The 24987-nt window shown below is 73.8% G+C and carries 25 protein-coding genes; 20 read left to right on the top strand and 5 right to left on the bottom strand.

Features of this window, described 5'->3' with window-relative positions; all coding sequences use genetic code 11:
- The first annotated feature begins 138 nt into the window (after positions 1-138).
- The 5 genes from ABZ719_RS04305 to ABZ719_RS04285 all read left to right on the top strand — a co-directional run bounded on the left by ABZ719_RS04305 (position 139) and on the right by ABZ719_RS04285 (position 5045).
- Positions 139-1161, top strand: coding sequence for a DNA-directed RNA polymerase subunit alpha (locus ABZ719_RS04305; protein WP_003966937.1), 1023 nt, complete (start codon positions 139-141; stop codon positions 1159-1161).
- 203 nt (positions 1162-1364) lie between these two features.
- Positions 1365-1850, top strand: coding sequence for a 50S ribosomal protein L17 (rplQ, locus tag ABZ719_RS04300; RefSeq protein WP_037858430.1), 486 nt, complete (start codon positions 1365-1367; stop codon positions 1848-1850).
- A 141-nt stretch (positions 1851-1991) separates the two neighbouring features.
- Entirely contained in the window at positions 1992-2846 is an 855-nt protein-coding gene (gene truA / locus ABZ719_RS04295) for a tRNA pseudouridine(38-40) synthase TruA (protein ID WP_366723707.1), read from the top strand.
- 112 nt (positions 2847-2958) lie between these two features.
- Positions 2959-4269, top strand: coding sequence for a UDP-glucose/GDP-mannose dehydrogenase family protein (locus ABZ719_RS04290; RefSeq protein ID WP_366723706.1), 1311 nt, complete (start codon positions 2959-2961; stop codon positions 4267-4269).
- On the top strand, positions 4266-5045 hold the full coding sequence (locus ABZ719_RS04285) for a polyprenol monophosphomannose synthase (RefSeq protein WP_366723705.1): 780 nt from the start codon (positions 4266-4268) through the stop codon (positions 5043-5045). Before ABZ719_RS04290 ends, ABZ719_RS04285 begins: the two co-directional genes overlap by 4 nt.
- A 77-nt stretch (positions 5046-5122) precedes the next feature.
- Here the strand turns inward: ABZ719_RS04285 and ABZ719_RS04280 are convergent, their stop codons facing one another.
- Positions 5123-5992 (bottom strand): hypothetical protein, encoded by an 870-nt coding sequence (locus ABZ719_RS04280; protein ID WP_366723704.1) that lies wholly within the window; start codon positions 5990-5992, stop codon positions 5123-5125.
- A 352-nt stretch (positions 5993-6344) separates the two neighbouring features.
- Between ABZ719_RS04280 and rplM the strand changes: the two genes are divergently transcribed.
- The 3 genes from rplM to glmM all read left to right on the top strand — a co-directional run bounded on the left by rplM (position 6345) and on the right by glmM (position 8978).
- Positions 6345-6788: a 50S ribosomal protein L13 gene (rplM, locus tag ABZ719_RS04275; RefSeq protein ID WP_037858438.1), complete on the top strand. Its 444-nt coding sequence runs from the start codon at positions 6345-6347 to the stop codon at positions 6786-6788.
- Positions 6789-6830: 42 nt separating this feature from the next.
- Positions 6831-7343 carry a 30S ribosomal protein S9 gene (gene rpsI / locus ABZ719_RS04270; RefSeq protein ID WP_360972035.1) on the top strand — a complete coding sequence of 171 codons (513 nt, stop codon included), beginning with the start codon at positions 6831-6833 and terminating at the stop codon, positions 7341-7343.
- Positions 7344-7619: 276 nt separating this feature from the next.
- Positions 7620-8978, top strand: a complete 1359-nt coding sequence (gene glmM / locus ABZ719_RS04265) for a phosphoglucosamine mutase (RefSeq protein WP_366723703.1) — start codon at positions 7620-7622, stop codon at positions 8976-8978.
- Between the two features lie 140 nt (positions 8979-9118).
- Here glmM and ABZ719_RS04260 read toward each other — a convergent pair whose 3' ends face one another.
- Entirely contained in the window at positions 9119-10063 is a 945-nt protein-coding gene (locus ABZ719_RS04260; RefSeq protein ID WP_366723702.1) for a DUF389 domain-containing protein, read from the bottom strand.
- Between the two features lie 28 nt (positions 10064-10091).
- Complete coding sequence (coaA, locus tag ABZ719_RS04255; RefSeq protein ID WP_366723765.1) at positions 10092-11060, bottom strand: type I pantothenate kinase; 969 nt, start codon at positions 11058-11060, stop codon at positions 10092-10094.
- Between the two features lie 311 nt (positions 11061-11371).
- Here coaA and glmS point away from each other — a divergent pair, with 311 nt between their 5' ends.
- From glmS to ABZ719_RS04240, 3 genes are all read left to right on the top strand, one after another.
- Complete coding sequence (gene glmS / locus ABZ719_RS04250) at positions 11372-13219, top strand: glutamine--fructose-6-phosphate transaminase (isomerizing) (protein ID WP_366723701.1); 1848 nt, start codon at positions 11372-11374, stop codon at positions 13217-13219.
- A gap of 137 nt (positions 13220-13356) precedes the next feature.
- Positions 13357-13569: a DUF4287 domain-containing protein gene (locus ABZ719_RS04245; RefSeq protein ID WP_366723700.1), complete on the top strand. Its 213-nt coding sequence runs from the start codon at positions 13357-13359 to the stop codon at positions 13567-13569.
- A gap of 34 nt (positions 13570-13603) precedes the next feature.
- Positions 13604-13975 carry a holo-ACP synthase gene (locus ABZ719_RS04240; RefSeq protein WP_366723699.1) on the top strand — a complete coding sequence of 124 codons (372 nt, stop codon included), beginning with the start codon at positions 13604-13606 and terminating at the stop codon, positions 13973-13975.
- A 178-nt stretch (positions 13976-14153) separates the two neighbouring features.
- Here ABZ719_RS04240 and ABZ719_RS04235 read toward each other — a convergent pair whose 3' ends face one another.
- Complete coding sequence (locus ABZ719_RS04235; protein WP_366723698.1) at positions 14154-16121, bottom strand: SpoIIE family protein phosphatase; 1968 nt, start codon at positions 16119-16121, stop codon at positions 14154-14156.
- A 122-nt stretch (positions 16122-16243) separates the two neighbouring features.
- Here ABZ719_RS04235 and ABZ719_RS04230 point away from each other — a divergent pair, with 122 nt between their 5' ends.
- The 5 genes from ABZ719_RS04230 to ABZ719_RS04210 all read left to right on the top strand — a co-directional run bounded on the left by ABZ719_RS04230 (position 16244) and on the right by ABZ719_RS04210 (position 21391).
- Positions 16244-17704, top strand: a complete 1461-nt coding sequence (locus ABZ719_RS04230) for an NAD(P)H-hydrate dehydratase (RefSeq protein WP_366723697.1) — start codon at positions 16244-16246, stop codon at positions 17702-17704.
- Between the two features lie 44 nt (positions 17705-17748).
- Complete coding sequence (gene alr / locus ABZ719_RS04225) at positions 17749-18951, top strand: alanine racemase (RefSeq protein WP_366723696.1); 1203 nt, start codon at positions 17749-17751, stop codon at positions 18949-18951.
- Between the two features lie 134 nt (positions 18952-19085).
- Positions 19086-20312, top strand: coding sequence for an alpha/beta hydrolase (locus tag ABZ719_RS04220; protein WP_366723695.1), 1227 nt, complete (start codon positions 19086-19088; stop codon positions 20310-20312).
- Positions 20278-20868, top strand: a complete 591-nt coding sequence (tsaE, locus tag ABZ719_RS04215) for a tRNA (adenosine(37)-N6)-threonylcarbamoyltransferase complex ATPase subunit type 1 TsaE (protein ID WP_366723694.1) — start codon at positions 20278-20280, stop codon at positions 20866-20868. The genes ABZ719_RS04220 and tsaE overlap by 35 nt, the downstream gene beginning before the upstream one ends.
- Positions 20869-21217: 349 nt before the next feature.
- Positions 21218-21391 carry a hypothetical protein gene (locus ABZ719_RS04210; RefSeq protein ID WP_366723693.1) on the top strand — a complete coding sequence of 58 codons (174 nt, stop codon included), beginning with the start codon at positions 21218-21220 and terminating at the stop codon, positions 21389-21391.
- 19 nt (positions 21392-21410) lie between these two features.
- Here ABZ719_RS04210 and ABZ719_RS04205 read toward each other — a convergent pair whose 3' ends face one another.
- A complete protein-coding gene (locus ABZ719_RS04205; protein WP_366723692.1) occupies positions 21411-21971 on the bottom strand; it encodes a hypothetical protein in 561 nt (186 codons plus the stop codon).
- Between the two features lie 183 nt (positions 21972-22154).
- Here ABZ719_RS04205 and tsaB point away from each other — a divergent pair, with 183 nt between their 5' ends.
- Genes tsaB through ABZ719_RS04185 form a run of 4 tightly spaced genes read left to right on the top strand, consistent with a single transcriptional unit; the run spans position 22155 to position 24708 of the window.
- Positions 22155-22808, top strand: a complete 654-nt coding sequence (tsaB, locus tag ABZ719_RS04200) for a tRNA (adenosine(37)-N6)-threonylcarbamoyltransferase complex dimerization subunit type 1 TsaB (RefSeq protein ID WP_366723691.1) — start codon at positions 22155-22157, stop codon at positions 22806-22808.
- A 44-nt stretch (positions 22809-22852) separates the two neighbouring features.
- Complete coding sequence (gene rimI, locus ABZ719_RS04195) at positions 22853-23314, top strand: ribosomal protein S18-alanine N-acetyltransferase (RefSeq protein ID WP_366723764.1); 462 nt, start codon at positions 22853-22855, stop codon at positions 23312-23314.
- A 6-nt stretch (positions 23315-23320) separates the two neighbouring features.
- Positions 23321-24442, top strand: a complete 1122-nt coding sequence (gene tsaD, locus ABZ719_RS04190) for a tRNA (adenosine(37)-N6)-threonylcarbamoyltransferase complex transferase subunit TsaD (RefSeq protein ID WP_366723690.1) — start codon at positions 23321-23323, stop codon at positions 24440-24442.
- Positions 24439-24708 carry a hypothetical protein gene (locus ABZ719_RS04185; RefSeq protein ID WP_366723689.1) on the top strand — a complete coding sequence of 90 codons (270 nt, stop codon included), beginning with the start codon at positions 24439-24441 and terminating at the stop codon, positions 24706-24708. The genes tsaD and ABZ719_RS04185 overlap by 4 nt, the downstream gene beginning before the upstream one ends.
- The last annotated feature ends 279 nt before the right edge of the window (positions 24709-24987 follow it).

Here is a 24987-nt window from a genome sequence, read left to right as displayed (position 1 = left end):
GCCCGGTCGGTGGTTCGGGCGGTACGGCTCCTTCGGGCCGTGCCGCCCGTACCCTTGCAGTACCCGCACTTCTCATGGGTGCGGTTTCCGTCGGGCGTCAAATAGCGGGCGTCCACGAAAGAAGGATCTGATCCACAGATGCTGATCGCTCAGCGACCTTCGTTGACCGAAGAGGTCGTCGACGAGTTCCGCTCCCGGTTCGTGATCGAGCCGCTGGAGCCGGGCTTCGGCTACACCCTCGGCAACTCCCTGCGCCGTACGCTCCTCTCCTCGATCCCGGGTGCGGCGGTCACGTCCATCCGCATCGACGGTGTCCTGCACGAGTTCACCACCGTGCCGGGCGTCAAGGAGGACGTCACCGACCTGATCCTCAACATCAAGCAGCTGGTCGTCTCCTCGGAGCACGACGAGCCGGTCGTGATGTACCTGCGCAAGCAGGGCCCGGGTCTGGTCACCGCCGCCGACATCGCGCCCCCGGCCGGTGTCGAGGTGCACAACCCCGACCTCGTCCTCGCCACGCTCAACGGCAAGGGCAAGCTGGAGATGGAGCTGACCGTCGAGCGCGGCCGCGGTTACGTCTCCGCCGTGCAGAACAAGCAGGTGGGCCAGGAGATCGGCCGTATCCCGGTCGACTCCATCTACAGCCCCGTGCTCAAGGTCACGTACAAGGTCGAGGCCACGCGTGTCGAGCAGCGCACCGACTTCGACAAGCTGATCGTCGACGTCGAGACCAAGCAGGCGATGCGTCCGCGTGACGCCATGGCCTCCGCGGGCAAGACGCTGGTCGAGCTGTTCGGTCTCGCCCGCGAGCTGAACATCGACGCCGAGGGCATCGACATGGGCCCGTCCCCCACGGACGCCGCCCTCGCCGCCGACCTCGCGCTGCCGATCGAGGAGCTGGAGCTGACGGTCCGCTCCTACAACTGCCTCAAGCGTGAGGGCATCCACTCCGTGGGTGAGCTGGTCGCGCGCTCCGAGGCCGACCTGCTCGACATCCGCAACTTCGGTGCGAAGTCGATCGACGAGGTCAAGGCGAAGCTGGCCGGCATGGGCCTGGCCCTCAAGGACAGCCCGCCCGGATTCGACCCGACCGCCGCCGCGGACGCCTTCGGCGCCGACGACGACGCGGACGCCGGGTTCGTGGAGACCGAGCAGTACTGACAGCTCGGGACCGACGGTCCGAACCGGGGCGCGGGCGCACTGTGCTTGACGGCGCGGTTCCCCGCGCCCCTGTCGGGACGCCCTTCGGGCCGCCCCGACATCCTCCGGGGCTTGAGAGCCCCGGATCTCCGACAGGCGACCGCCTGCTCGGATACTGACTCCGGTACCTGATACGGCCGGGGCAGACACCTAGGAGAAACATCATGCCGAGGCCCACCAAGGGTGCCCGTCTGGGCGGCAGCGCCGCGCACGAGAAGCTCCTCCTCGCGAACCTCGCGAAGAGCCTCTTCGAGCACGGCCGCATCACCACCACCGAGGCGAAGGCCCGCCGCCTGCGCCCGTACGCCGAGCGTCTGGTCACCAAGGCGAAGAAGGGCGACCTTCACAACCGCCGTCAGGTGCTCCAGGTCATCACGGACAAGAGCGTCGTCCACACGCTCTTCACCGAGATCGGCCCGCGGTACGAGAACCGTCCCGGTGGCTACACCCGCATCACCAAGATCGGTAACCGCCGTGGCGACAACGCGCCCATGGCCGTCATCGAGCTGGTCGAGGCGCTGACGGTGCAGCAGCAGGCCACCGGCGAGGCCGAGGCCGCCACCAAGCGTGCGGTCAAGGAGGCCGAGGAGGCCAAGGCCGAGCAGACCGAGGCCACCGAGGCTCCTGCCGAGGAGTCCAAGGACGCGTAAGCGTTCTGCGGGGGGCTGGGCGATCGCGGCCGCGGCACCGTCGTGGCCTGTCGCGCAGTTCCCCGCGCCCCTTTGCGGCGTTCGCGGGCCCGTCCTTTTTCAAGGACGGGCCCGCTTTCGTGCGGGTGAGAGGATCTCTGGGTGAGTGACGAAGTACAGCCTGGTCATGTCCGTGTCCGCCTGGACCTGTCCTACGACGGCAGTGACTTCCACGGCTGGGCCAAGCAGGCCGGCGGGAAGCGCACCGTGCAGGGCGAGATCGAGGACGCGCTGCGCACGGTGACCCGCTCCCGCCGGACGTTCGAGCTGACCGTGGCCGGGCGCACCGACGCCGGGGTGCACGCGCGCGGCCAGGTGGCCCACGTGGACCTGCCGGAGGAGGTGTGGCGCGAGCACCACGAGAAGCTGCTCAAGCGGCTCGCCGGGCGGCTGCCCAAGGACGTGCGGGTGTGGGCGCTGAGGCCCGCGCCCAGCGGTTTCAACGCCCGCTTCGCCGCCGTCTGGCGCCGGTACGCCTACCGCGTCACCGACAACCCCGGCGGCGTCGACCCGCTGCTGCGCGGGCACGTGCTGTGGCACGACTGGCCGCTGGACGTCGACGCGATGAACGAGGCCGCCCGGCCGCTGCTCGGCGAGCACGACTTCGCCGCCTACTGCAAGAAGCGCGAGGGCGCGACCACCATCCGCACGCTCCAGGAGCTGAGCCTGGCGCGCGGGGCCGACGGGATCATCACGGCGACCGTCCGCGCGGACGCCTTCTGCCACAACATGGTGCGCTCGCTGATCGGGGCGCTGCTCTTCGTCGGCGACGGGCACCGCCCGCCCGGCTGGCCGGCCGAGGTGCTGGCCGCGGGCGTCCGGGACTCCGCGGTGCACGTCGTACGGCCGCACGGCCTGACCCTGGAGGAGGTCGGCTACCCGGCCGACGAACTGCTGGCCGCGCGCAGCCGTGAGGCGCGCAACAAGCGGTCGCTTCCGGCCACCGGCTGCTGCTGACCCTGCCCGGTCACCCACCGTGACGGTAGGGTCGGTGCCGGGCGGGAACTCGCAGGGACGGTCCGGCCGCCGTACGGCGGTGGCAGGGGGCGTACGGCGAGGAGGGCGGCCCATGCGGCTCACCGTCATCGGCACCGGCTACCTGGGTGCCACGCACGCCGCCTGCATGGCGGAACTCGGGCACGAGGTGGTCGGGGTCGACGTCGACGCGGGCAAGGTCGCCGCGCTGCGGGCGGGCCGGGTGCCGTTCCACGAGCCCGGGCTGGCCGCGATGATCGCCCGGCACACGGCGAGCGGGCGGCTGCGGTTCACGACCTGCTACGAGGAGGCCGGTGCCTTCGGGCAGGTGCACTTCGTGTGCGTGGGCACCCCGCAGCGCAAGGACGGCGACGCCGCCGACCTGACGTGCGTCGAGAGCGCCTTCGCCGCCCTCGCACGGCACGCGCGCAAGAACGCGCTGCTGGTGGGCAAGTCGACCGTGCCGGTCGGCACGGCCGCGCGGCTGGCCGCAGGCCACCGCGTCGAGATCGCCTGGAACCCGGAGTTCCTGCGGGAGGGCTTCGCCGTCGAGGACACGCTGCGCCCGGACCGGCTGGTGTTCGGGGTGCGCACGGCGCGTGCGCAGCGGCTGCTGCGGACCGTGTACGCGCCCGTCCTGGCCGCCGGGACACCGCTGGTCGTGACCGATTTCGCCACCGCCGAACTGGTGAAGACGGCCGCGAACTCCTTCCTCGCCACCAAGATCTCCTTCATCAACGCGATGGCCGAGGTGTGCGAGGCGGCGGGCGGCGATGTGGGCGAGCTGGCCGAGGCGCTGGGGTGCGACGAGCGGATCGGGCGGGCGTTCCTGCGGGCCGGGGCGGGGTTCGGCGGGGGCTGTCTGCCCAAGGACATCCGTGCCTTCGCGCATCGGGCCGCCGAGCTGGGCGTGGACCTGGGCTTCCTGCGCCAGGTCGACGCGATCAACATGCGGCAGCGGGACCGGGTGATCGCCCTGGCCCGGGAGCTGTGCGGGGGCACGGTGCTCGGGGCGCGGGTGGCGGTGCTGGGCGCGGCCTTCAAACCGGACTCCGACGACATCCGCGACTCGCCCGCGCTGAACGTGGCCGCGCGGCTGGATCTCGACGGTGCCGACGTGACGGTCTACGACCCCCGGGCGATGGACAACGCCCGCAAGGCGTTCCCGCTGCTCGGGTACGCGCTGTCGCTGGAGGAGGCGCTGCGCGGGGCGGAGCTGGTGCTGCACCTGACCGAGTGGCCGCAGTTCCGGCAGGTCGATCCGCGCCGGGCGGCGGCCCTGGTGTACCGTCCGCGGATCGTGGACGGGCGGGGCGTCCTGGACGCGCGGGCGTGGCGGGCGGCGGGCTGGCGGTTCCGGGCGCTGGGTGCTCCCGCGCCGGACGGGGAGGGCGAGGAGAGATGACGCAGCCGAAGGAGCGCCGTGCGGGCGAGGGCGGCGGGCACGCGGTCACGGTGGTCATGCCGACGTACAACGAGGCGGGGAACCTGGCGCGGCTGGCCGAGGCGGTGCTGGGGCTGCCGCTCGGCGGGCTCCGGCTGCTCGTCGTCGACGACGGCAGTCCGGACGGCACCGGGCGGATCGCCGACGAGCTGGCGGAGAAGTACGGCGTGGACGGGCCCTCGGGGCGCCGCCGGATGGGCGTGCTGCACCGCACCCGCAAGGACGGCCTGGGCCGGGCGTACACGGCGGGCATGACGGCCGCGCTGGCGGACGGCGCCGAGTACGTCGTGCAGATGGACGCCGACGGCAGTCACCCCGTGGAAGCGGTGCCGCGGATGCTGGACGCGGCGCTGTCGTCGGGGGCCGGGCTGGTGGTGGGCAGCCGGTACGTGGCGGGCGGCTCGCTGGACGAGCGGTGGGGCGCGCACCGGGTGCTGCTGTCCCGGTTCGCCAACGCCTACGCGCGGGCGGTGCTCGGCACCCGGATCAAGGACATCACCGCGGGCTTCAACCTGTGGTCGGCGGCCACGCTGCGGGACGTGGGCCTGTCGACCCTGGACAGCGCGGGCTACAGCTTCCAGGTCGAGCTGAAGTACCGCGCGGTGCGGGCGGGACACCGGGCGGTCGAGGTGCCGATCCGGTTCGGGGAGCGTACGGAGGGTGCGTCGAAGATGACGCTGCGCACCCAGCTGGAGTCGGCGGTGGTGCCGGTCAGGCTGCGTCTGAAGCGGCGGTAGCGGCCGGGGCCGGCCGCGCCTTCGCTCTCAGAGCCGCGGACAGGACGGACGCCCGGCCCGTCTTGTGTTCGCAGCTCTCACTGTCCGCTCGCGGCGGAGGCCTGGGCCTCGCCGCGCCGGCGGATCTGGCGGAACGTGTACTCGGCGAGGTCGTCGCCGGTGCGGAACACCTTGGTGTCCTTGGTCGTCACGTCCTTGCCGCCGGGGAAGCCGGTGAGGGTGAAGTAGGCGTAGCGGCCGTAGGAGTTGGTGGTGGAGCGGCAGACCGCGCCGTCGCAGAAGGCCTTGACGCCGCTGCCGGCGAGCGGCTTGACGATGCTCTTCTTGTCGGCCTGGCCCTTGGCCCTGGCGGCCTGTGTCTCGGTGTCGAAGACGGCGACGCCGACGGTGGCCGCGATGCCGCCGCGGGTGTAGGTCGCGCGGATCAGGCGGGTGCAGCCGTTGCCGGTGAGGACCTTGGCGAGGGTGCCCTGGACGGCGGAGGCGCAGTCACGGGTGTCGGCCGTGGGGCCCTTCGTGTAGACGGTCTGGCCCATGGTCAGCCGGGTGCCCCCGAAGAGGGTGCCGGGGCCGAGCGGGGCGGTGTCCTTCTTCGCGCTGGATATGAAGTCCTTCGGGTCCAGCGGCGGCGGGGCGCTGGTGGGTTCGAAGGAGGGGCCGGAGGCCGAGCCGCTGGGCCCGGCGGCGGTGGGCCGCGGGGAGGCGTGGCCGCCGGATCCGCCGCCGGCCGAGATCACGGCGGCGGCCACGGCCGCGCCGACGGCGACGGTGGCCAGCGCGCCCCCGCCGATGAACAGCAGCCGGCGCCGCTTGGCGCGCGTCTCGGAGGCCTCGGCGAGTGCCGCCCAGTCCGGGGTCCCGTCGCCGTCACCGTTCGACGGCTGCTGCGCGTTCGGTTTCCAGGGATCCCACTGGGACTGCGAGCCGCCCCCCTGCCCATAAGTCATGGGCGGCATCCTAACGGCGCCCCACGGCCCCCGGGCGCGCCGCGGCGGCCTCCCGTCCGCGGGGCCGCGGACGGCGGGGCGGCCGGGCCGGGGCGGACGTACACTGGGGCGGAACAGGCGGGACCGGCGCGGCGGCCGTCGTTTTGACCCACGGTGTGCCGCCCGGGTAGTCTGCTTGTTCGTTGTGTATTGGCTTGGCTCTTCTCACGGACCCGGCCCTTACACCGGTCCACCGGGCCGATGACCAGCGACCAGCACGCGGTTTGCGTCACCGCTGTGCGGTCAGGGCTGTCGTGATCGTCTTCGGTGACCTTGTCAGGACCATTCACTGAAGAAGCGAAGGCTACGAACCGTGCGTACGTACAGCCCCAAGCCCGGCGACATCACGCGCCAGTGGCACGTCATCGACGCCCAGGACGTCGTCCTGGGTCGCCTGGCGACCACCGCCGCCACCCTTCTGCGGGGCAAGCACAAGCCGATCTACGCGCCGCACGTCGACGCTGGTGACTTCGTCATCATCATCAACGCCGACAAGGTGCACCTCTCCGGCAACAAGCGGACCCAGAAGATGGCGTACCGCCACTCCGGCTACCCGGGCGGTCTGCGCTCCGTCCGCTACGACGACCTCCTCGCGAACAACCCGGAGAAGGCCGTCGAGAAGGCCGTCAAGGGCATGCTCCCGAAGAACTCCCTGGGCCGTCAGATGCTCTCGAAGCTGAAGGTCTACAAGGGTGACCAGCACCCGCACGGCGCCCAGCAGCCGGTGCCGTTCGAGATCACCCAGGTCGCGCAGTAAGTCCGGCCACCCCCTAAGACTGAACAGAATCTGAGGAGAATCGTGGCCGAGACCACTGCCGAGCAGCCGATCGAAGAGATCGACATCGAGAGCTACACCACCGAGTCCGAGGTCCCCGTCGAGGGCGAGTACACCTCGGAGTCCATGGCCTCCCGCTTCGGCGAGCCGCAGCCGGCCGCCGGCCTGGGCCGCCGCAAGAACGCCATCGCCCGCGTCCGGATCGTCCCGGGCACCGGCAAGTGGAAGATCAACGGTCGCACCCTCGAGGACTACTTCCCGAACAAGGTGCACCAGCAGGAAGTCAACGAGCCCTTCAAGGTGCTGGAGCTCGAGGGCCGTTACGACGTCGTCGCCCGCATCGCCGGCGGCGGTGTCTCCGGTCAGGCCGGCGCCCTGCGTCTCGGTGTCGCCCGTGCCCTGAACGAGGCCGACGTCGACAACAACCGCGGCCCGCTCAAGAAGGCCGGCTTCCTCAAGCGCGACGACCGTGCGGTCGAGCGCAAGAAGGCCGGTCTCAAGAAGGCCCGCAAGGCTCCGCAGTACAGCAAGCGCTAATCAGCGGCTGCCTGCGGACAGGCCTACTCCGAACGCCCCGGCGGCACGCCACTGTGCCGCCGGGGCGTTCGTTTATCACCGGCCTTGGGCGTATAACGGCACAAGGTGCTCTAGTGCTCAGGTGCTCAGCAGCTCAGCCGCTCAGCGGCTGGTGTGATCGGATGCCCGGCTCAGGGATCCGCGGGCGCACCGAGAACACCGAACCCAGTGAATGGTGAACGCGCGCTGAAAACCTCGGCACGGCTTCACGAACTGACGCTTCCTCAAGGAGGACAAGTGGGACGACTCTTCGGCACGGACGGCGTGCGTGGTGTCGCCAACGCGGACCTGACCGCCGAGATGGCGCTCGGCCTGTCCGTCGCCGCGGCGCACGTACTGGCCGAGGCGGGCACCTTCGAGGGGCACCGCCCGAAGGCCGTGGTCGGCCGGGACCCGCGCGCCTCCGGTGAGTTCCTGGAGGCCGCCGTGGTCGCGGGCCTGGCCAGTGCCGGCGTGGACGTGCTGCGGGTCGGCGTGCTGCCGACGCCCGCCGTGGCGTACCTGACCGGCTCGCTCGGCGCGGACCTCGGCGTGATGCTGTCGGCCAGCCACAACGCCATGCCGGACAACGGCGTCAAGTTCTTCGCCCGCGGCGGCCACAAGCTCGCCGACGAGCTGGAGGACCGCATCGAGAAGGTCTACGAGGAGCACCGCACCGGCGCGCCCTGGGACCGTCCGACCGGCGCGGGCGTCGGCCGGGTCCGCGACTACGACGAGGGCTTCGACAAGTACGTCGCCCATCTCGTCGGTGTCCTCCCGAACCGGCTCGACGGGCTGAAGATCGTCCTGGACGAGGCGCACGGCGCCGCCGCCCGGGTCTCGCCCGAGGCGTTCGCGCGGGCCGGCGCCGAGGTGATCACCATCGGGGCCGAACCCGACGGCCTCAACATCAACGACGGCTGCGGCTCCACCCACCTGGACCAGCTGAAGGCCGCCGTCGTCGCGCACGGCGCCCACCTCGGCATCGCGCACGACGGCGACGCCGACCGCTGCCTGGCCGTGGACCACACCGGCGACGAGGTCGACGGCGACCAGATCCTGGCCGTGCTCGCGCTGGCGATGCGAGAGCGTTCCGCGCTGCGCTCCGACACCGTCGTCGCGACCGTGATGTCCAACCTGGGCTTCAAGCTGGCCATGGAGCGCGAGGGCATCCACCTCGTGCAGACCGCCGTCGGCGACCGCTACGTCCTGGAGGAGATGAAGTCCGGTGGCTTCGCCCTCGGCGGCGAGCAGTCCGGCCACGTCATCATCCTCGACCACGCCACCACCGGCGACGGCACGCTCACCGGTCTGATGCTGGCCGCCCGGGTCGCCGCGACCGGCCGTACGCTGCGGGAGCTGGCGGGGGTGATGCAGCGCCTGCCGCAGGTCCTCATCAACGTCCCCGACGTCGACAAGTCCCGGGTGAAGACCTCCGCGGACCTGGCCACGGCGGTCGCCGAGGCCGAACACGAGCTGGGCGAGACCGGACGCGTGCTGCTGCGTCCCTCGGGCACCGAGCCGCTGGTGCGCGTGATGGTCGAGGCCGCGGACATCGAGCAGGCCCGCTCGGTGGCGGGGCGGCTGGCGGACGCGGTGAAGTCGGCCCTGGGCTGAGCACCGGACGGCGTCACCACGGGACGCTCACGCGGCTCGCGCCACCGCGAGCCGCGTGAGCGTCCCGTTCCCGTCCGGCGGTGCACCGCGTGAGCGTGCGGGGCGGGCGCGAGGCGGCCTCCCGGGGGAGCGTCCCGGTGCTATCCGGCGGTCTTGCGCATCCGTGCCCGCTGCGTCGACCAGAGCCACTTCTGGAAGAGCAGGGTGAGGGTGCCGGCGAGGACGATGCCGAGGAGGTTCAGCAGCAGCTGCTTGCTGGAGCCCCAGGTCTGGGCGGTGTCGCCGTAGGCGAACGCGACGGCCGCGTTGGCCGCGGCCGGGACGGTGGTCACGGAGATGGCGACGCCGACCAGGGCGCCGGACTTGGCCGAGGTCAGCGACAGCGTGCCGGCGATCCCGGCGAGGACCGCGACCACGAAGGAGAACCAGTCGGGGGCGTACACGAAGCCGGTGCTGGGCCGCGGGCCCTCCAGCTTCGCCTTGCTGAACAGACCGACGGCGTCCATGAACAGGCTGAAGCCCACGGTCACGGCCATCGCCAGCGCGAACCCCGCCAGCAGCGCCACCAGGGAGCGCAGCGCCAGTTTCGGCGCCCGCCGCACCAGGGCCGTGCTGATGCCGGCCAGCGGTCCGAACTCCGGCCCCACCGCCATCGCGCCGACGATCAGGACGGCGTTGTCGAGCACCACACCGCAGGCGGCGATCATCGTGGCCAGCGTGATGAACGCGAGGTAGGTGATCGACAGCGTCGACTCCTCGTGGGTGGCCTCGGTCAGCTCCTCCCACAGCACCGCGTCCGCGGCCTCGCCCGGCGCCTCCTCCTCGGCCTTGTCGGCCCGGTCGGACAGCGACAGGTCGATGCTCTCCACGGCGATGGAGCCGGTCCGGTCGATGCCCAACTCCCTGAGGCCGCCGAGCAGTTCGTCGGCGGCCTCGCGGGCGACGTCGCACATGACCACGTCACCGGAGGGGCTGCGAGCCGCGCCAGGCAGCACGACGAGGTGCGCGGTGCCGACCGTCCGGTGGATCAGCCCCGCCACCTCGTCGGTGCGGTCGGCGGGGGTGATCAGTCGCAGATGCAGCATGCGGGGCAGCGTAGACGCCCCGCCGCGGTCACAGCTTCCGCAGCCGCAGCCGCTGCACCTTGTGGTCGGGCCCCTTGCGCACGACGAGCGTGGCCCGGCCGCGGGTGGGGGCGATGTTCTCCACCAGGTTGGGCCGGTTGATGGTCCGCCACATGGTGCGGGCGTAGTCGAGGGCCTCGTCCTCGGAGACCTGCGTGTACCTGCGGAAGTACGAGGAGGGGTCCTGGAAGGCGGTGTCGCGCAGCTTGCGGAACCGGTTCAGGTACCAGCGCTCGACGTCCTCGGTGCGGGCGTCGACGTACACGCTGAAGTCGAAGTAGTCGGCGAGGCCGACCCGGGTGCGGCCGTCCTGGCCGGGCAGCGCGGGCTGCAGGACGTTCAGGCCCTCCACGATCAGGATGTCGGGGCGGCGCACGGTGAGCTTCTCGCCGGGCACGATGTCGTAGATCAGGTGCGAGTAGACGGGCGCGGTGACCTCCGCCTTCCCCGCCTTCACGTCGGCGACGAACCGGGTGAGCGCCCGGCGGTCGTACGACTCCGGGAACCCCTTGCGCGCCATCAGGCCGCGCGCCTGGAGTTCGCGGGTCGGCAGCAGGAACCCGTCGGTGGTCACCCGCTCCACGCGCGGATGCTCGGGCCAGCGCGACAGCAGCGCCTGGAGCAGCCGGGCCACGGTCGACTTGCCGACGGCGACCGATCCCGCCACCCCTATGACGAAGGGGGTGCCGGACTGGGAGCCCTGCTCACCGAGGAACGTGTTCAGCGCGCCGCGCAGCCCGTCGGTCGCGCCGACGTAGAGATTGAGCAGCCGGGACAGCGGCAGGTACACGTCCCGCACCTCGTCGAGGTCGATGACGTCCCCGAGCCCGCGCACCCGTTCCACCTCCTCCGCGGTGAGCGGCAGCGGCGTCTTGTCGCGCAGCGCACTCCACTCGGCACGGGTGAGGTCGACATAGGGAGTCGCCTCCGGCCTGGGCCGGTGGGCGCTCCGGGGCATCGAGGGGACCGGAGAGATCACAGTCCATTGTTAACGGAGTTCGAACGGCGTGGGGGGTGGGGTGGGTCACGTGCGCGTGCCCGCGTCCCGCCGGTGTCCCGGCCGGACACCGGCCGGCGGTACGGCTGATCGCCCGCGGGGCCGCTGTGCCGCGGGCGGCAGCTCACCGAGCCGCGGTGACGGTGCGAGGATTGGCGCCGGGGGGACGTACGGTCCGGGGCCGCGGGACCCTTCGTACCCCGGCGGGAATTTCCGATTTCGGGCACGCGGAGGCGGGTTTCGCCGGCTGACGGGCCGTAGGCTGCGGAGCCATGTGCGGAATCGTGGGATATGTGGGTTCGCAGTCGGCGCTCGACGTCGTGATGGCCGGGCTGAAACGGCTGGAGTACCGGGGGTACGACTCGGCGGGTGTCGCCGTTCTCGCGGACGGCGGCCTCGCGGCGGCCAAGAAGGCCGGGAAACTGGTCAACCTGGACAAGGAACTGGTCGAACGGCCGCTGCCGACCGGTTCCACCGGCATCGGGCACACCCGCTGGGCCACCCACGGCGGCCCCACGGACGCGAACGCGCACCCGCACCTCGACAACGCCGGACGCGTCGCCGTGGTCCACAACGGCATCATCGAGAACTTCGCCCTGCTGCGGGCGGAGCTGGCCGAGCGCGGACACGAACTGTCCTCCGAGACCGACACCGAGGTCGTCGCGCACCTGCTGGCCGAGGAGTTCTCCTCCTGCGCCGACCTCGCCGAGGCCATGCGCCTGGTGTGCCGGCGCCTGGAGGGCGCCTTCACCCTCGTCGCCGTGCACGCCGACGCGCCCGGCGTCGTCGTCGGCGCCCGCCGCAACTCCCCGCTCGTGGTGGGCGTCGGCGAGGGCGAGTCCTTCCTCGCCTCCGACGTCGCCGCGTTCATCGCCCACACCCGCTCCGCGATCGAACTCGGCCAGGACCAGGTCGTCGAACTGCGCCGGGACGGCGTCACCGTCACCGGCTTCGACGGGCGGCCCTCCGACGTCCGCTCCTACAACGTCGACTGGGACGCCGCGGCCGCCGAGAAGGGCGGCTACGACTACTTCATGCTCAAGGAGATCGCCGAGCAGCCCAAGGCGGTCGCCGACACCCTCCTCGGCCGCATCGACGCCGCCGGCTCCCTGACCCTGGACGAGGTGCGGATCAGCGCCGCCGAACTGCGCGAGACGGACAAGGTCGTCATCATCGCCTGCGGCACCGCCTTCCACGCGGGCATGATCGCCAAGTACGCCATCGAGCACTGGACCCGCATCCCCTGCGAGGTCGAACTCGCCAGCGAGTTCCGCTACCGGGACCCCATCCTGGACGCCCAGACCCTGGTCGTCGCCATCTCCCAGTCCGGCGAGACCATGGACACCCTGATGGCGCTGCGCCACGCCCGCGAGCAGGGCGCCAAGGTCCTCGCCATCTGCAACACCAACGGCTCCACCATCCCGCGCGAGTCCGACGCGGTGCTGTACACCCACGCCGGACCCGAGGTCGCCGTCGCCTCCACCAAGGCGTTCCTCACCCAGCTCGTCGCCTGCTACCTCGTCGCCCTCTACCTCGGCCAGGTGCGCGGCACCAAGTGGGGCGACGAGATCCGTGCCGTCATCCGCGACCTCTCGCAGATCGGCGGCGCGGTGGAGCGCGTCCTGGACACCATGGAGCCGGTACGGGAACTCGCCCGCTCCCTCGCCGGCAAGAACACGGTGCTCTTCCTCGGGCGGCACGTCGGCTATCCCGTGGCCCTGGAGGGCGCCCTCAAGCTCAAGGAACTCGCCTACATGCACGCCGAGGGCTTCGCCGCGGGCGAGCTGAAGCACGGCCCGATCGCGCTGATCGACGAGGACCTGCCCGTCGTCGTGGTCGTCCCGTCCCCGCGCGGCCGGTCCCTGCTCCACGACAAGATCGTCTCCAACATCCAGGAGATCCGGGCGAGGGGCGCGCGCACGATCGTGATCGCCGAGGAGGGCGACGAGGCGGTCGTCCCCTACGCCGACCACCTCATCCGCATCCCCGCCACCCCGACCCTGCTCCAGCCGATGGTCGCGACGGTGCCGTTGCAGGTCTTCGCCTGCGAACTGGCCACCGCCCGGGGCAACGAGGTGGACCAGCCCCGCAACCTCGCGAAGTCGGTGACGGTGGAGTAGCCGTCCGGGGCCGCACGGCGGCGGTGAAGGGTCCGGCGGGAGGGCGGCGATGAGTTTCCGCGCCGCTGTCAGTCCTATAAGCGACAGTTGACACTCGTAGGAGCGACAACGCCCCCGCACCGGAAGGACGTTCCGCCATGACCGCACCCGTCAAGGGCCCCGCCAGCTACTTCCCCTCCATCGAGAAGAAGTACGGCCGGCCGATCGCCGAGTGGCAGGACCTGGTCCGTTCCTCGCCGCTGACCCGGCACATGGAACTGGTCGGCTGGCTCAAGTCCGAGCACGGCATGGGCCACGGGCACGCCAACGCGCTGGTGGCCCACACCCTCGCCGAGGACAGCGCCGGGTGACCACCCGGCGGGCGCGCACCCGTAGGGTCGCCCCATGAGCATCATCGGGGTCGGCATCGACGTGGCCGAGATCGACCGGTTCGCGGCGTCGCTGGAGCGGACGCCCGCACTGGTCCGGCGGCTCTTCGTGGAACAGGAGTTGCTGCTGCCGAGCGGGGAGCGGCGGGGCATGGCCTCGCTGGCCGCCCGGTTCGCCGCGAAGGAGGCCGTCGCGAAGGCGCTGGGCGCCCCGGCCGGACTGCTGTGGACGGACGCGGAGGTGTACGTCGAGGACAGCGGGCGGCCACGGCTGCGGGTGAAGGGCTCGGTGGCGGCGCGGGCCGCCGAACTCGGCGTACGGTCCTGGCACCTCTCCCTCAGCCACGACGCGGGGGTGGCCTCCGCGGTGGTGATCGCGGAGGGGTAGCCCGGGGCGGGCCCGCGGGACGGGGTGGCGCGACGGGGCTCCTGGCACGCCGTCAGCCGCCGCCGGACCTCGCGTCCCCGCCCGGGTCTGTTGCGGTTCCCGTCTCCGCGTCCGTGCCCGTCCGCGTGCCCGTGTCCGGGTGCGTGCCCGGGTCTGTTGCCGTTCCCGTGCCCGCGTCCTACCCTGTGCCCGCGTCCGTCTCCGTCCGCGTGCCCGTGGACTCGTACGGGTCCGTGCCCGCCCCCGTGCCCGCGTCCGTCTCCCTGCGCGTGCCCGTCCCCGTCTCCTCTGTCTCCGCGTCCCTGGCGACCACGCGGAACGCCAGTACCGTCGCGTCGTCCTCCGTCTGCGGGCCGGTGAGGTGGGCGACCAGGTCGCGGACGAACGCGTCGAGCGCCTCGCCGCCCGGCGGGACGCCGTCCGCGGCGCAGTCCGCGACGGCGCGCAGCAGCCGCGAGGAGTCCCGGTCGAGGTCCGAGCCGCGCCGCTCGATCAGGCCGTCCGAGTAGAGCAGCACCACGTCCCCGGGGCGCAGCCACGTCTCGGCCGCCGTGTAGGTCTCGTCCGGCAGGACGCCCAGCGGCATGCCGGGGCCGCCCGGGGGCGGATCGAGCAGCACCGGCTCGCCGCCGCCGCGGACCAGGACCGGCGGGGGATGGCCCGCGCAGGTCCAGCGCAGCAGCCCGCGGTCGGGGTGGAAGCGGGCGATGACCGCCGTGGCGGTGGACTCCTCGCCGTCGTCGCAGGCGACCGTGTTGAGCCAGCCGGTCAGCCGCTCCACCCACTCGCCGGTGTACGCCAGCCCGGCCAGCGCGTACCGCAGCTTCGCCATCAGGGTGACCGCTTCGAGGCCGTGCCCGCGGGCGTCCCCGAGCGCGATGAGCACCTTCCCGGAGGGCAGGACACGGGTCTTGTACCAGTCACCGCCCACCCGCGCGGCGCCCGCCTCGGGACGGTAGGCGGCGGCGGCCTCGATGCCGTGCCGGGCCAGTTCCGCGGGGAAGGCGGGCAGCACCGCGTCCCGCAGCCGCTCCGCCACCTCCGCGACGGCGTCGGCCCGCTCCCGCTGCGCCCGCGCCTCCCGGGTCGCCTGCTCGGCCAGGGCACGGCTGCGCCGGTCGGCGGTGACGTCGTGGAGCACCGCGCGCACCGCCCACACCGGCCCCGAGGGCGGGCGGACCGGCTCGGCGACGAACCGCAGGATCCGGCCCTTTGGCCCGGCGAGCCGCAGGTCGCACTCGGCCACCGGCGCGCCCAGCAGGACGTCGTGGACCGCCCGGTACAGCGCGTCCAGGCTCTCGGGGGCCACCATGCGCCCCAGCTCCAGCAGACCGGGCGGCGGCTGCGAGGCGGACAGGCCGAGCGCGGGGGCGAATCCCGACGACGCCTCCACGCTCCCGTCGCCCAGGCTCCACTCGGCCCAGGACACCCCGACCAGGCGCTGCGCCTCCTGCGCCATCACGGACTCGCGCCCGCGCTCCCAGCTGAGCAGCAGCAGATCCCCGCAGGGGGTCACCCGTACTTCGCTGCTCACCCGGACGGTGACATCGCCGGGCCCCGGCAGCGGCCAGTCGGCGGGCTCGGGCCCCTGGGAACGTCCGGTGCGCAGGGCCTGCGTGAGCAGGCGGGGGACGGCCGTGCCCACGAGGGTGGGCAGGCGCTCGAACAGCGGCACCGGACCGGTCCAGGGAGGCAGGGCACCGGGCGGCAGATGCCGGGCACCGTACTCGCGGGCGGCCCGGTTCTGGCCGACGTACAGGAACTGCGGGGCGGGAAGGGCCGGGGCGGGGGAGCCCGGCTCGGGGAAGTCCGGGGCACCAGGGCCCGTACCGGGGGAGTGGGGCTCCGCCTCCGGGGGTACCGGGCCGGGGGAGGCGCGGATGATCGTGACGGGGACCGGCAGGGAGTCGAGCAGGCGCAGCACCGGCGCGTCCACGGTCGCGGGCCCGGGGAGCGCACTCGCCCGCGGGCCGCGCGCCGTGTGCTCGCGCCCGGCGTCGCCGCAGGCACTCACGTGCCGGCCGATCCTGAACCGCTGCTCGGTGAGCAGCAGCTCCAGGGACTTCAGCCGCAGCCGGCGCGACGCGTCCTGGCCGGGTGCCGCCCAGGGGTGCGGCGCGTCGAAGCCCGCCGGTTCGTCCGCCATCCGCTCGCGCCTTCTCCCTCGCTCCGCCCGGGAATCCCGGGTCCGCCGGCGTTTCCCAGTGGTTCGCCGGGACCACCGGGTTCCCGTGCGGCACCCGACGTATGCAGGGCAGACTCGACGGCATGCGTAACGCCTACAGCGTCGAGACGGTCAGGACAGCCGAGCGCGCCCTCATGGCGCGGCTCCCCGACGGCGCCCTCATGCAGCGGGCCGCCGCCGGGCTCGCCGCCGCCTGCGCGGACCTGCTCGGGCGGGTCTACGGCCGCCGGGTGGTGCTCCTGGTGGGCAGCGGTGACAACGGGGGTGACGCGCTGTACGCCGGGGCGCGGCTGGCCCGCCGCGGCGCCGGGGTCACCGCGGTCCTGCTCGCCCCCGGCCGCACGCATCCGGGCGGACTCGCGGCGCTGCGCCGCGCGGGCGGCACGGTCACCGGCGCCGAGGCGGCCGGTGCGCCCCTCGACCGGGCCGACCTGGTCGTCGACGGCGTCGTCGGCATCGGCGGCAAGGGCGGTCTGCGCCCCGAGGCCGTGCCTCTGGCCGAGCGTGTGGCCCGTTCCGGGGCCCCGGTCGTCGCCGTCGACCTGCCCAGCGGCGTCGAGGCGGACACCGGCGAGGTGCGCGGCGCCGCGGTCCGCGCCGACGTGACCGTCACCTTCGGCACGCACAAGCCGGCGCTGCTCGTCGACCCGGCCCGCGAGTACGCCGGCACGGTCCGGCTCGTCGACATCGGTCTGGGCGCCCACCTGCCCGCCGAGCCGGAGCTCCAGGCGCTGCAGCACGCCGACGTGGCCGCGCTGCTGCCGCGGCCCGCCGCCGAGAGCGACAAGTACCGCCGGGGCGTCGTCGGCATCGCGGCCGGCTCGGCCCGCTACCCCGGGGCGGCCGTGCTCGCCGTGTCCGGCGCGCTGCGCGGGGGAGCGGGCGCCGTACGGTACGTCGGCCCCGCCGGACAGGCCGTCATCGCCCGCTTCCCCGAGACCCTCGTCTCCGACCGGGGACCGCGCGAGGCGGGCCGGGTACAGGCCTGGGTGGTGGGTCCGGGCGCCGGTGACGACGCGGACACGGTGGCCGAGGTGCTGGCGGCCGACGTGCCCGTGCTGGTCGACGCCGACGGGCTGCGCCTGGCCGACCGGGCCGCCGTACGGGCCCGTACCGCGCCCACCCTGATGACGCCGCACGCTGGCGAGGCCGCCGCCCTGCTCGGGGTGGCGCGCGAGGAGGTCGAGGCGGCCCGGCTGTCCGCCGTACGGGAACTCGCCGCCGCATACCGGGCCACCGTCCTCCTGAAGGGCTCGACCACGCTCGTCGCCGGCCCGGACGGCGGTCCCGTCCGCGTCAACCCCACCGGCACCCCGTACCTCGCCACGGCCGGCAGCGGCGACGTGCTGTCCGGGCTGGCGGGTTCGCTGCTGGCGGCCGGGCTGTCCGCGGCGGACGCCGGCAGCGCCGGCGCCTACCTGCACGGCCTGGCCGGCCGCTTCGCCGCGGACGGCGCCCCGGCCGGCGCGCACGACGTGGCGGAGGCTCTCCCGCGGGCCTGGCGGGACGTACGGGACGCGGCGGCCCCGGGGCGGCTGCGGTAGGACTCCCCGCCGCCTCCACCGCCCTCTGAGACACTGGGGGCGCGATGAACGAGACAGCACACCCGCGGACGGCCCCGCTGCGCGCCCGCGCCGAGATCGATCTGGCCGCTCTGCGGGCCAACGTGCGGGCCCTGCGCGAGCGGGCGCCCGGCGCCGCGCTCATGGCCGTGGTCAAGTCCGACGCGTACGGCCACGGCGCGGTGCCGTGCGCCCGCGCGGCCGTCGCCGCCGGGGCGACCTGGCTCGGCACCGCCACGCCCGAGGAGGCGCTGGCGCTGCGCGCGGCCGGGCTGTCGCCGCGGCAGGTCCGGGTGATGTGCTGGCTGTGGACGCCGGGAGGCCCCTGGCGCGAGGCCGTCGAGGCCGACGTGGACGTGTCCGTGAGCGGGCTGTGGGCCATGGCGGAGGTGCGGGAGGCCGCGCGCGCCGCCGGGCGGCCCGCGCGGGTGCAGCTCAAGGCCGACACCGGGCTCGGGCGCAACGGCTGCCAGCCCGAGGACTGGCCCGCCCTGGTCGCCGAGGCGCTGCGCGCCGAGGCCGAGGGGCTGGTCCGCGTCACCGGGCTGTGGTCCCACTTCGCCTGCGCCGACGAGCCGGGGCACCCCTCGATCGCCGCGCAGCTCGCCCGGTTCCGCGAGATGACCGCGTACGCCGAGGCGCAGGGGGTGCGGCCCGAGGTACGGCACATCGCCAACTCGCCGGCCACGCTCACCCTGCCCGAGGCCCACTTCGACCTGGTCCGCACGGGCATCGCCGTCTACGGCATCTCGCCCAGCCCCGAACTGGGCACCCCGGCCGACTTCGGGCTGCGCCCGGTGATGACCCTGTCCGCCTCGCTGGCCCTGGTCAAGCGCGTCCCGGCCGGGCACGGCATCAGCTACGGGCACCACTACGTCACCGCCGGCGAGACCACCCTCGGCCTCGTGCCCGTCGGGTACGCCGACGGCATCCCGCGCCACGCCTCCGGCACGGGCCCGGTGCTGGTCGGCGGCAAGTGGCGCACGGTCGCGGGCCGGATCGCGATGGACCAGTTCGTCGTCGACCTCGGCGGCGACGAGCCGGAGACCGGGTCCGAGGCCGTGCTGTTCGGACCGGGCGACCGCGGCGAGCCGACCGCCGAGGACTGGGCGCAGGCGGCGGGCACCATCGCGTACGAGATCGTCACCCGCATCGGGACACGCGTCCCGCGCGTCCACGTGAACGCGACGGACGAGAGCGGCGGGGCGGAGGGCCCGGCGGACCTCTGAACCGGGCCCGGCCGACGAGGAGCGGCCCCGCCGCGTCCCCCAGGAGGCGGCCCACGGCCCCGGGTGTCCTTCCGGACAGCCGCCGGACCGGTCACACAGCCACACAGTCATACAGCCACACGGAGGAGCGGTAGGTGAGCGAGAGCAGTGCGGCGGCCGGCGCCTCGGGGGCGTTCGGCGGCTGGCGCAGGGCGACCGGCATCGCGGGCGCCGCGATAGGCGTCGTGGCGGCGGGCGCCGCCGCCACCGTCGCCGTCGAGCGGATGACCGTCGGCCGGGGCATGCGCAGGAAGGCCCGGCTCGCCCTGGACTCCGCCGGCCCGTACGGAACCCTGCGCGGCACCCCGGGCCGCGCGTACGCCGACGACGGCACCGAGCTGTACTACGAGGTCGACGACCTCGACCCCGTCCCTTCCGCGGATCTCTCCCCGCGCCGCCGCCGCCTCTTCGGACGCAAGGACCCCGCCCCCGTCACCGTCGTCTTCAGCCACGGCTACTGCCTCAGCCAGGACTCCTGGCACTTCCAGCGCGCCGCGCTGCGCGGGGTCGTGCGGACCGTGCACTGGGACCAGCGCAGCCACGGCCGCTCCGGGCGGGGCGTGGCCCAGAGCCGGGACGACGTGCCGCTGACCATCGACCAGCTGGGCCGCGACCTGAAGGCCGTGATCGACGCCGCCGCGCCCGAGGGGCCGATCGTGCTGGTCGGGCACTCCATGGGCGGCATGACCGTGATGGCCCTGGCCGCCCAGTACCCGGAGCTGATCCGCGACCGCGTCGTCGCCACCGCCTTCGTCGGCACTTCTTCCGGACGGCTCGGCGAGGTCAACTTCGGGCTGCCGGTCGCCGGGGTCAACGCGGTGCGGCGGGTGCTGCCCGGCGTGCTCAAGGCGCTCGGGCAGCGCGCGGAACTCGTGGAGAAGGGGCGCCGGGCCACCGCCGACCTGTTCGCGGGAATCATCAAGCGCTACTCCTTCGCCGGGCGGGACGTCGACCCGGCCGTCGCCCGGTTCGCCGAGCGCATGATCGAGAGCACCCCCATCGACGTGGTCGCCGAGTTCTACCCGGCCTTCACCGACCACGACAAGACCGGCGCGCTGGCCCTGTTCACCCGGATGCCGGTACTCGTCCTGGCCGGGGTGCAGGACCTGGTCACGCCCAGCGAGCACAGCGAGGCCATCGCCGACCTGCTGCCCGACGCGGAGCTGGTGCTCGTGCCGGACGCGGGCCACCTGGTGATGCTGGAGCACCCGGAGGCCGTCACCGACCGCCTCGCCGACCTGCTGACCCGCGCGGGGGCGGTCCCCGCAGGCGCTACCGTGGGTGGACATGGAAGCACCAGCAGCACCGCACAGCCCGGCTGACCCCGAGTCCGTCGAGATCACCCTCACCTCCGCCGAGCAGACGCGCGAGTGGGGCCGCCGCCTCGCCGAGCTGCTGCGGGCGGGGGACCTCGTGATGCTCAGCGGAGAACTCGGGGCGGGCAAGACCACGCTGACCCGCGGGCTCGGCGAGGGCCTCGGCGTGCGCGGCGCGGTCACCTCGCCGACCTTCGTGATCGCCCGCGTCCATCCCTCCCTCGGGGATGGCCCGCCGCTCGTCCACGTGGACGCCTACCGCCTGTCCGGCGGGCTGGACGAGATGGAGGACCTGGACCTCGACGTCTCGCTGCCGGACTCGGTGATCGTCGTGGAGTGGGGCGAGGGCAAGGTCGAGGAGCTGACCGACGAGCGGCTGCAGATCGTCATCCACCGGGCCGTCGGCGGCGCCCCCACGGGCGAGACGCCCGGCGCGGACACGGCGACGGACGGGCCGACGGCACCGGAGACGGCGACCGGGACGGACGAGGTGCGGCGCCTGACGGTGACCGGGATCGGCCCGCGCTGGTCGGCCGTCGACCTCGGCGTACTGACTGCTTGATCGCCTGGCCGCCTGCGCCTCACCGCCTGCTGATCGCCTGATTCCCTGACCGGCGTGCGCCGGCGCGCCCGCCTCACGCCCGCGGGCGGCCCGCCGGCCCGTCCCGGTTCCGTCAGCCGGCCCTGGCGCACGCCTCCGGCTCCGGCAGTCGTCCGGGTGCGCCGGGTGCCGTGTTCCCGTCCCCGGCCGGTTTCCCCCGGCCCCGGGGTTCCGGGACCGGAGCCCGGTCCTGCGTGCCGACAGCGTGTCGGCAAGCCTTGCGTCCGGTGCGCCGGGCGTGGTCACATGGGGTCCAGTCCGTGGTTAGGTCTGCCTAACCGCGCCCGCCCCCGAGCCCCAGGAGGCGTCCATGTCGGCTGCCGAGAACCAGCCACGGCCGTACCCGGTCGCCGGTGTGAGCATGCGGGACCTGCTGGCCTCCTGTGCCGCGGCGGAGGCGGTCTCGCGCCCGCCGCGCGCCCCGGAGCAGGCGCCCGCGCGGCCGGTCACCCGTTCGGGGCAGGGGCACCGGCGGGCGGCGTAGGGCCGCGGCCGCCCTCGCCCTATCGGATGACGACGACCTTCTGGCCGATCGTCGCGAACATCCACATCGTGTCGCCGTCCGGCCGGGACTCGCGGATGCCGCCCGTCTGCAGGGCCGGGTCGGGGTCGGGCTGCTCCGCGTTGTCCACCGCCGCGCTGAAACCGATGACGACGCCGTTGACACTGGCGAAACGCACCACGTGCTCGACGGGCACGCCGTCGGTCCCGGTGACCGCCTTCGACCGCGAGGTGACGGTGTAGGTGCCCGGCGCCGGGTCGACGGTGCCCGGCGTGACCTGGAAGGTGTTCTCCACCCGGCCGCCCGCGCCGACCAGCCAGACCCGGTCGTCGTCCACGGAGTACACGACCCGCTCGCCCGTCCCCGAGCCGGCGGGCAGCGCGGCCGGGTGGCGCCGGTCGCGGGGCGCCTTGCTGACGCCGGCCGCGGGGCTCGCCGAGGTGCCGGGCCTGCCGCCGAGGCCGGGCGGTACGTCCGCCTGCGCCCGGTAGGTGAGGAAGCCGATGGTGGCGACGGCGGTCGCGGTGAGCCCGGCCACGAATCCCGAGCTGCTCCTTGCCACGGTCGCCCACCTTCGTGTCGGTTGCTCCAGCACATGTCTGTCTTGCGACGGTAGCAGCCGGATTGTTCACCGCCGGGGCGGCCGTGCCGTCACCGGCGCCCGTGTCGGGCCGCGGGTCCCGCGCCGGGCCGCGCGGCCGCCCGCGGCGCCCGGCACGGCCCCCCGGCGCCGTAGGCTGTTCGCGTGCTCTTGCTCGCTCTGGATACCGCCACCCCCGCCGTCACCGTCGCCCTGCACGACGGCACGGCCGTCATCGCCTCCTCCAGCCAGGTCGACGCGCGCCGGCACGGGGAGCTGCTGCTGCCGGCCGTCGACCGGGTCCTCGCCGAGGCCGGGCTGAAGCTGGACGCCGTCACGGGCATCGTGGCCGGCATCGGTCCCGGCCCCTACACCGGACTGCGCGTCGGCCTGATGACCGCCGACACCTTCGGGCTCGCGCTCGGCGTCCCCGTGCACGGTGTGTGCACGCTCGACGGGCTCGCCTACGCCGCCGACGTCCCCGGCCCCTTCGTGGTGGCCACCGACGCCCGCCGCAAGGAGGTCTACTGGGCGCGCTACGCCGACTCCCGCACCCGGCTGACCGACCCGGCCGTGGACCGGCCCGCCGACATCGCCGCGCAGGTCGCGGGCCTGCCCGCGGTCGGCGCGGGCGCGCTGCTCTACCCGGACACGTTCCCGCAGGCGCACGAGCCCGAGCACGTCTCGGCCGCCGCGCTCGCCTCCCTGGCGGCGGAGCGGCTGGCCGCCGGCGAGGAACTGCCCGCCCCCCGTCCGCTGTACCTGCGCCGGCCCGACGCCCAGGTGCCCAAGAACTACAAGGTGGTCACCCCGAAGTGACCGGACCGACGACGAACCAGGCGGGCGGGCCCCAGCTGCGCGAGATGCGCTGGTGGGACATCGACCCGGTGCTGGAACTGGAGAAGGACCTCTTCCCCGAGGACGCCTGGTCACGGGGCATGTTCTGGTCCGAGCTGGCCCACTCGCGCGGCCCCGAGGCGACCCGGCGGTACGTCGTGGCCGAGCAGGACGGCCGGATCGTCGGCTACGCCGGACTGGTCGCCTCCGGTGACCAGGGCGACGTCCAGACCATCGCGGTCGCCCGCGAGCTGTGGGGCAGCGGGCTCGGTGCCCGGCTGCTGTCCGAGCTGCTGCGGGCCGCGACCGCCTTCGAGTGCACCGAGGTGATGCTGGAGTGCCGTGTGGACAACCTCCGCGCGCAGAAGCTCTACGAGCGCTTCGGCTTCGCCCCCATCGGCGTCCGGCGGGGCTACTACCAGCCGGGGAACGTGGACGCCCTGGTGATGCGCCTGTCCGACCCCTCCGCCTGCGTACAAGGAACCTGAAGACCCATGGCTGACCCACGCGACGAGCCTCTCGTACTCGGTATCGAGACCTCCTGCGACGAGACCGGCGTCGGCGTCGTCCGCGGCACCACCCTGCTGGCGGACGCCGTCGCCTCCAGCGTCGACGAGCACGCCCGCTTCGGCGGTGTCGTCCCCGAGGTCGCCTCGCGGGCGCACCTGGAGGCGATGGTGCCCACCATCGACCGCGCGCTGAAGGAGGCCGGGGTGAGCGCGAAGGACCTGGACGGCATCGCGGTCACCGCCGGCCCCGGCCTGGCCGGCGCCCTGCTGGTCGGCGTGTCGGCGGCGAAGGCGTACGCCTACGCGCTCGGCAAGCCCCTCTACGGCGTCAACCACCTCGCCTCGCACATCTGCGTGGACCAGCTGGAGCACGGCCCGCTGCCCGAGCCGACGATGGCGCTGCTGGTCTCCGGCGGTCACTCCTCGCTGCTGCTGTCCACGGACATCACCTCGGACGTGCGTCCGCTCGGCGCGACGATCGACGACGCGGCGGGCGAGGCCTTCGACAAGGTCGCCCGGGTGCTGAACCTGGGCTTCCCCGGCGGCCCGGTCATCGACCGGTACGCGCGCGAGGGCGACCCGGCGGCGATCTCCTTCCCGCGCGGCCTGACCGGTCCGCGCGACGCCGCCTACGACTTCTCCTTCTCCGGGCTGAAGACGGCCGTGGCCCGCTGGATCGAGGCCAGGCGGGCGGCGGGGGAGGAGGTCCCGGTGCGCGACGTCGCTGCCTCCTTCCAGGAGGCGGTCGTGGACGTCCTGACCCGCAAGGCCGTACGCGCCTGCAAGGACGAGGGCGTGGACCACCTGATGATCGGCGGCGGGGTGGCCGCCAACTCCCGGCTGCGCGCCCTCGCCCAGGAACGCTGCGAGGCCGCGGGTGTCCGGCTGCGCGTCCCCCGTCCCAAGCTGTGCACGGACAACGGCGCGATGGTGGCGGCCCTCGGCGCCGAGATGGTCGCCCGTAACCGCGCGGCCTCCGACTGGGAGCTGTCGGCGGACTCCTCCCTGCCGGTGACGGACCCGCACGTGCCGGGCGAGGCGCACCGCCGCCACTCGCACGGCCACGACCACGTGCACGAGGTCAGCAAGGAGAACCTGTACTCGTGACCGTCGCGCTGATGTGGGAGGCCCGCGCGGTCGCGGGCCGGGGCGGTGAACTCCTCGACTGGGCGCGCCGTCAGACGCTCGCCCAGGAGCCGTTGCGCCGCGAGACGTTCCGCGCCCCGCAGGACCGGGTGCTGGTCGTCACCTGGTGGGACGCGGCCTACGACGCCGAGCTGCCCGAACTGCCCGAGCCGGACGGCTCGTTGGTGACCCGGACCGTCCACCGCTGGCGGTTCGAGCAGGTCGCGGACGCGCCGGCGCCCGGTTAGCCGGGGCGGGGGCGGGTTCAGGGCGCCGAGTGGTGCGCGGCGCCTGCGGTGCGCTATGATCATCACACAGCAAGCGGCCGGAACAACGGCCCGCGAGCAGTGCGTTGGTGGTCCAAGGAAAGACGTCCCGCTTCCTGCGGGGAGATGCAGGTGCAAGGCCTGCCCGGCGCTCGACCAGACCCCGTCCCGGTTCTCCGGGGCGGGGTCTTGTGCGTGTCCGGCGCGCGGCCGCCGGGCGGGCCGGGTCCCGGTCCGCCCCCCCGTGGGTGATCGCGGACC

The sequence above is a fragment of the Streptomyces sp. NPDC006743 genome, assembly GCF_040703815.1.
Taxonomy (GTDB): Bacteria; Actinomycetota; Actinomycetes; order Streptomycetales; family Streptomycetaceae; genus Streptomyces.
Note: the sequence above shows the minus strand (reverse complement) of the source record. Positions and strands in the feature narration are given on the sequence as shown.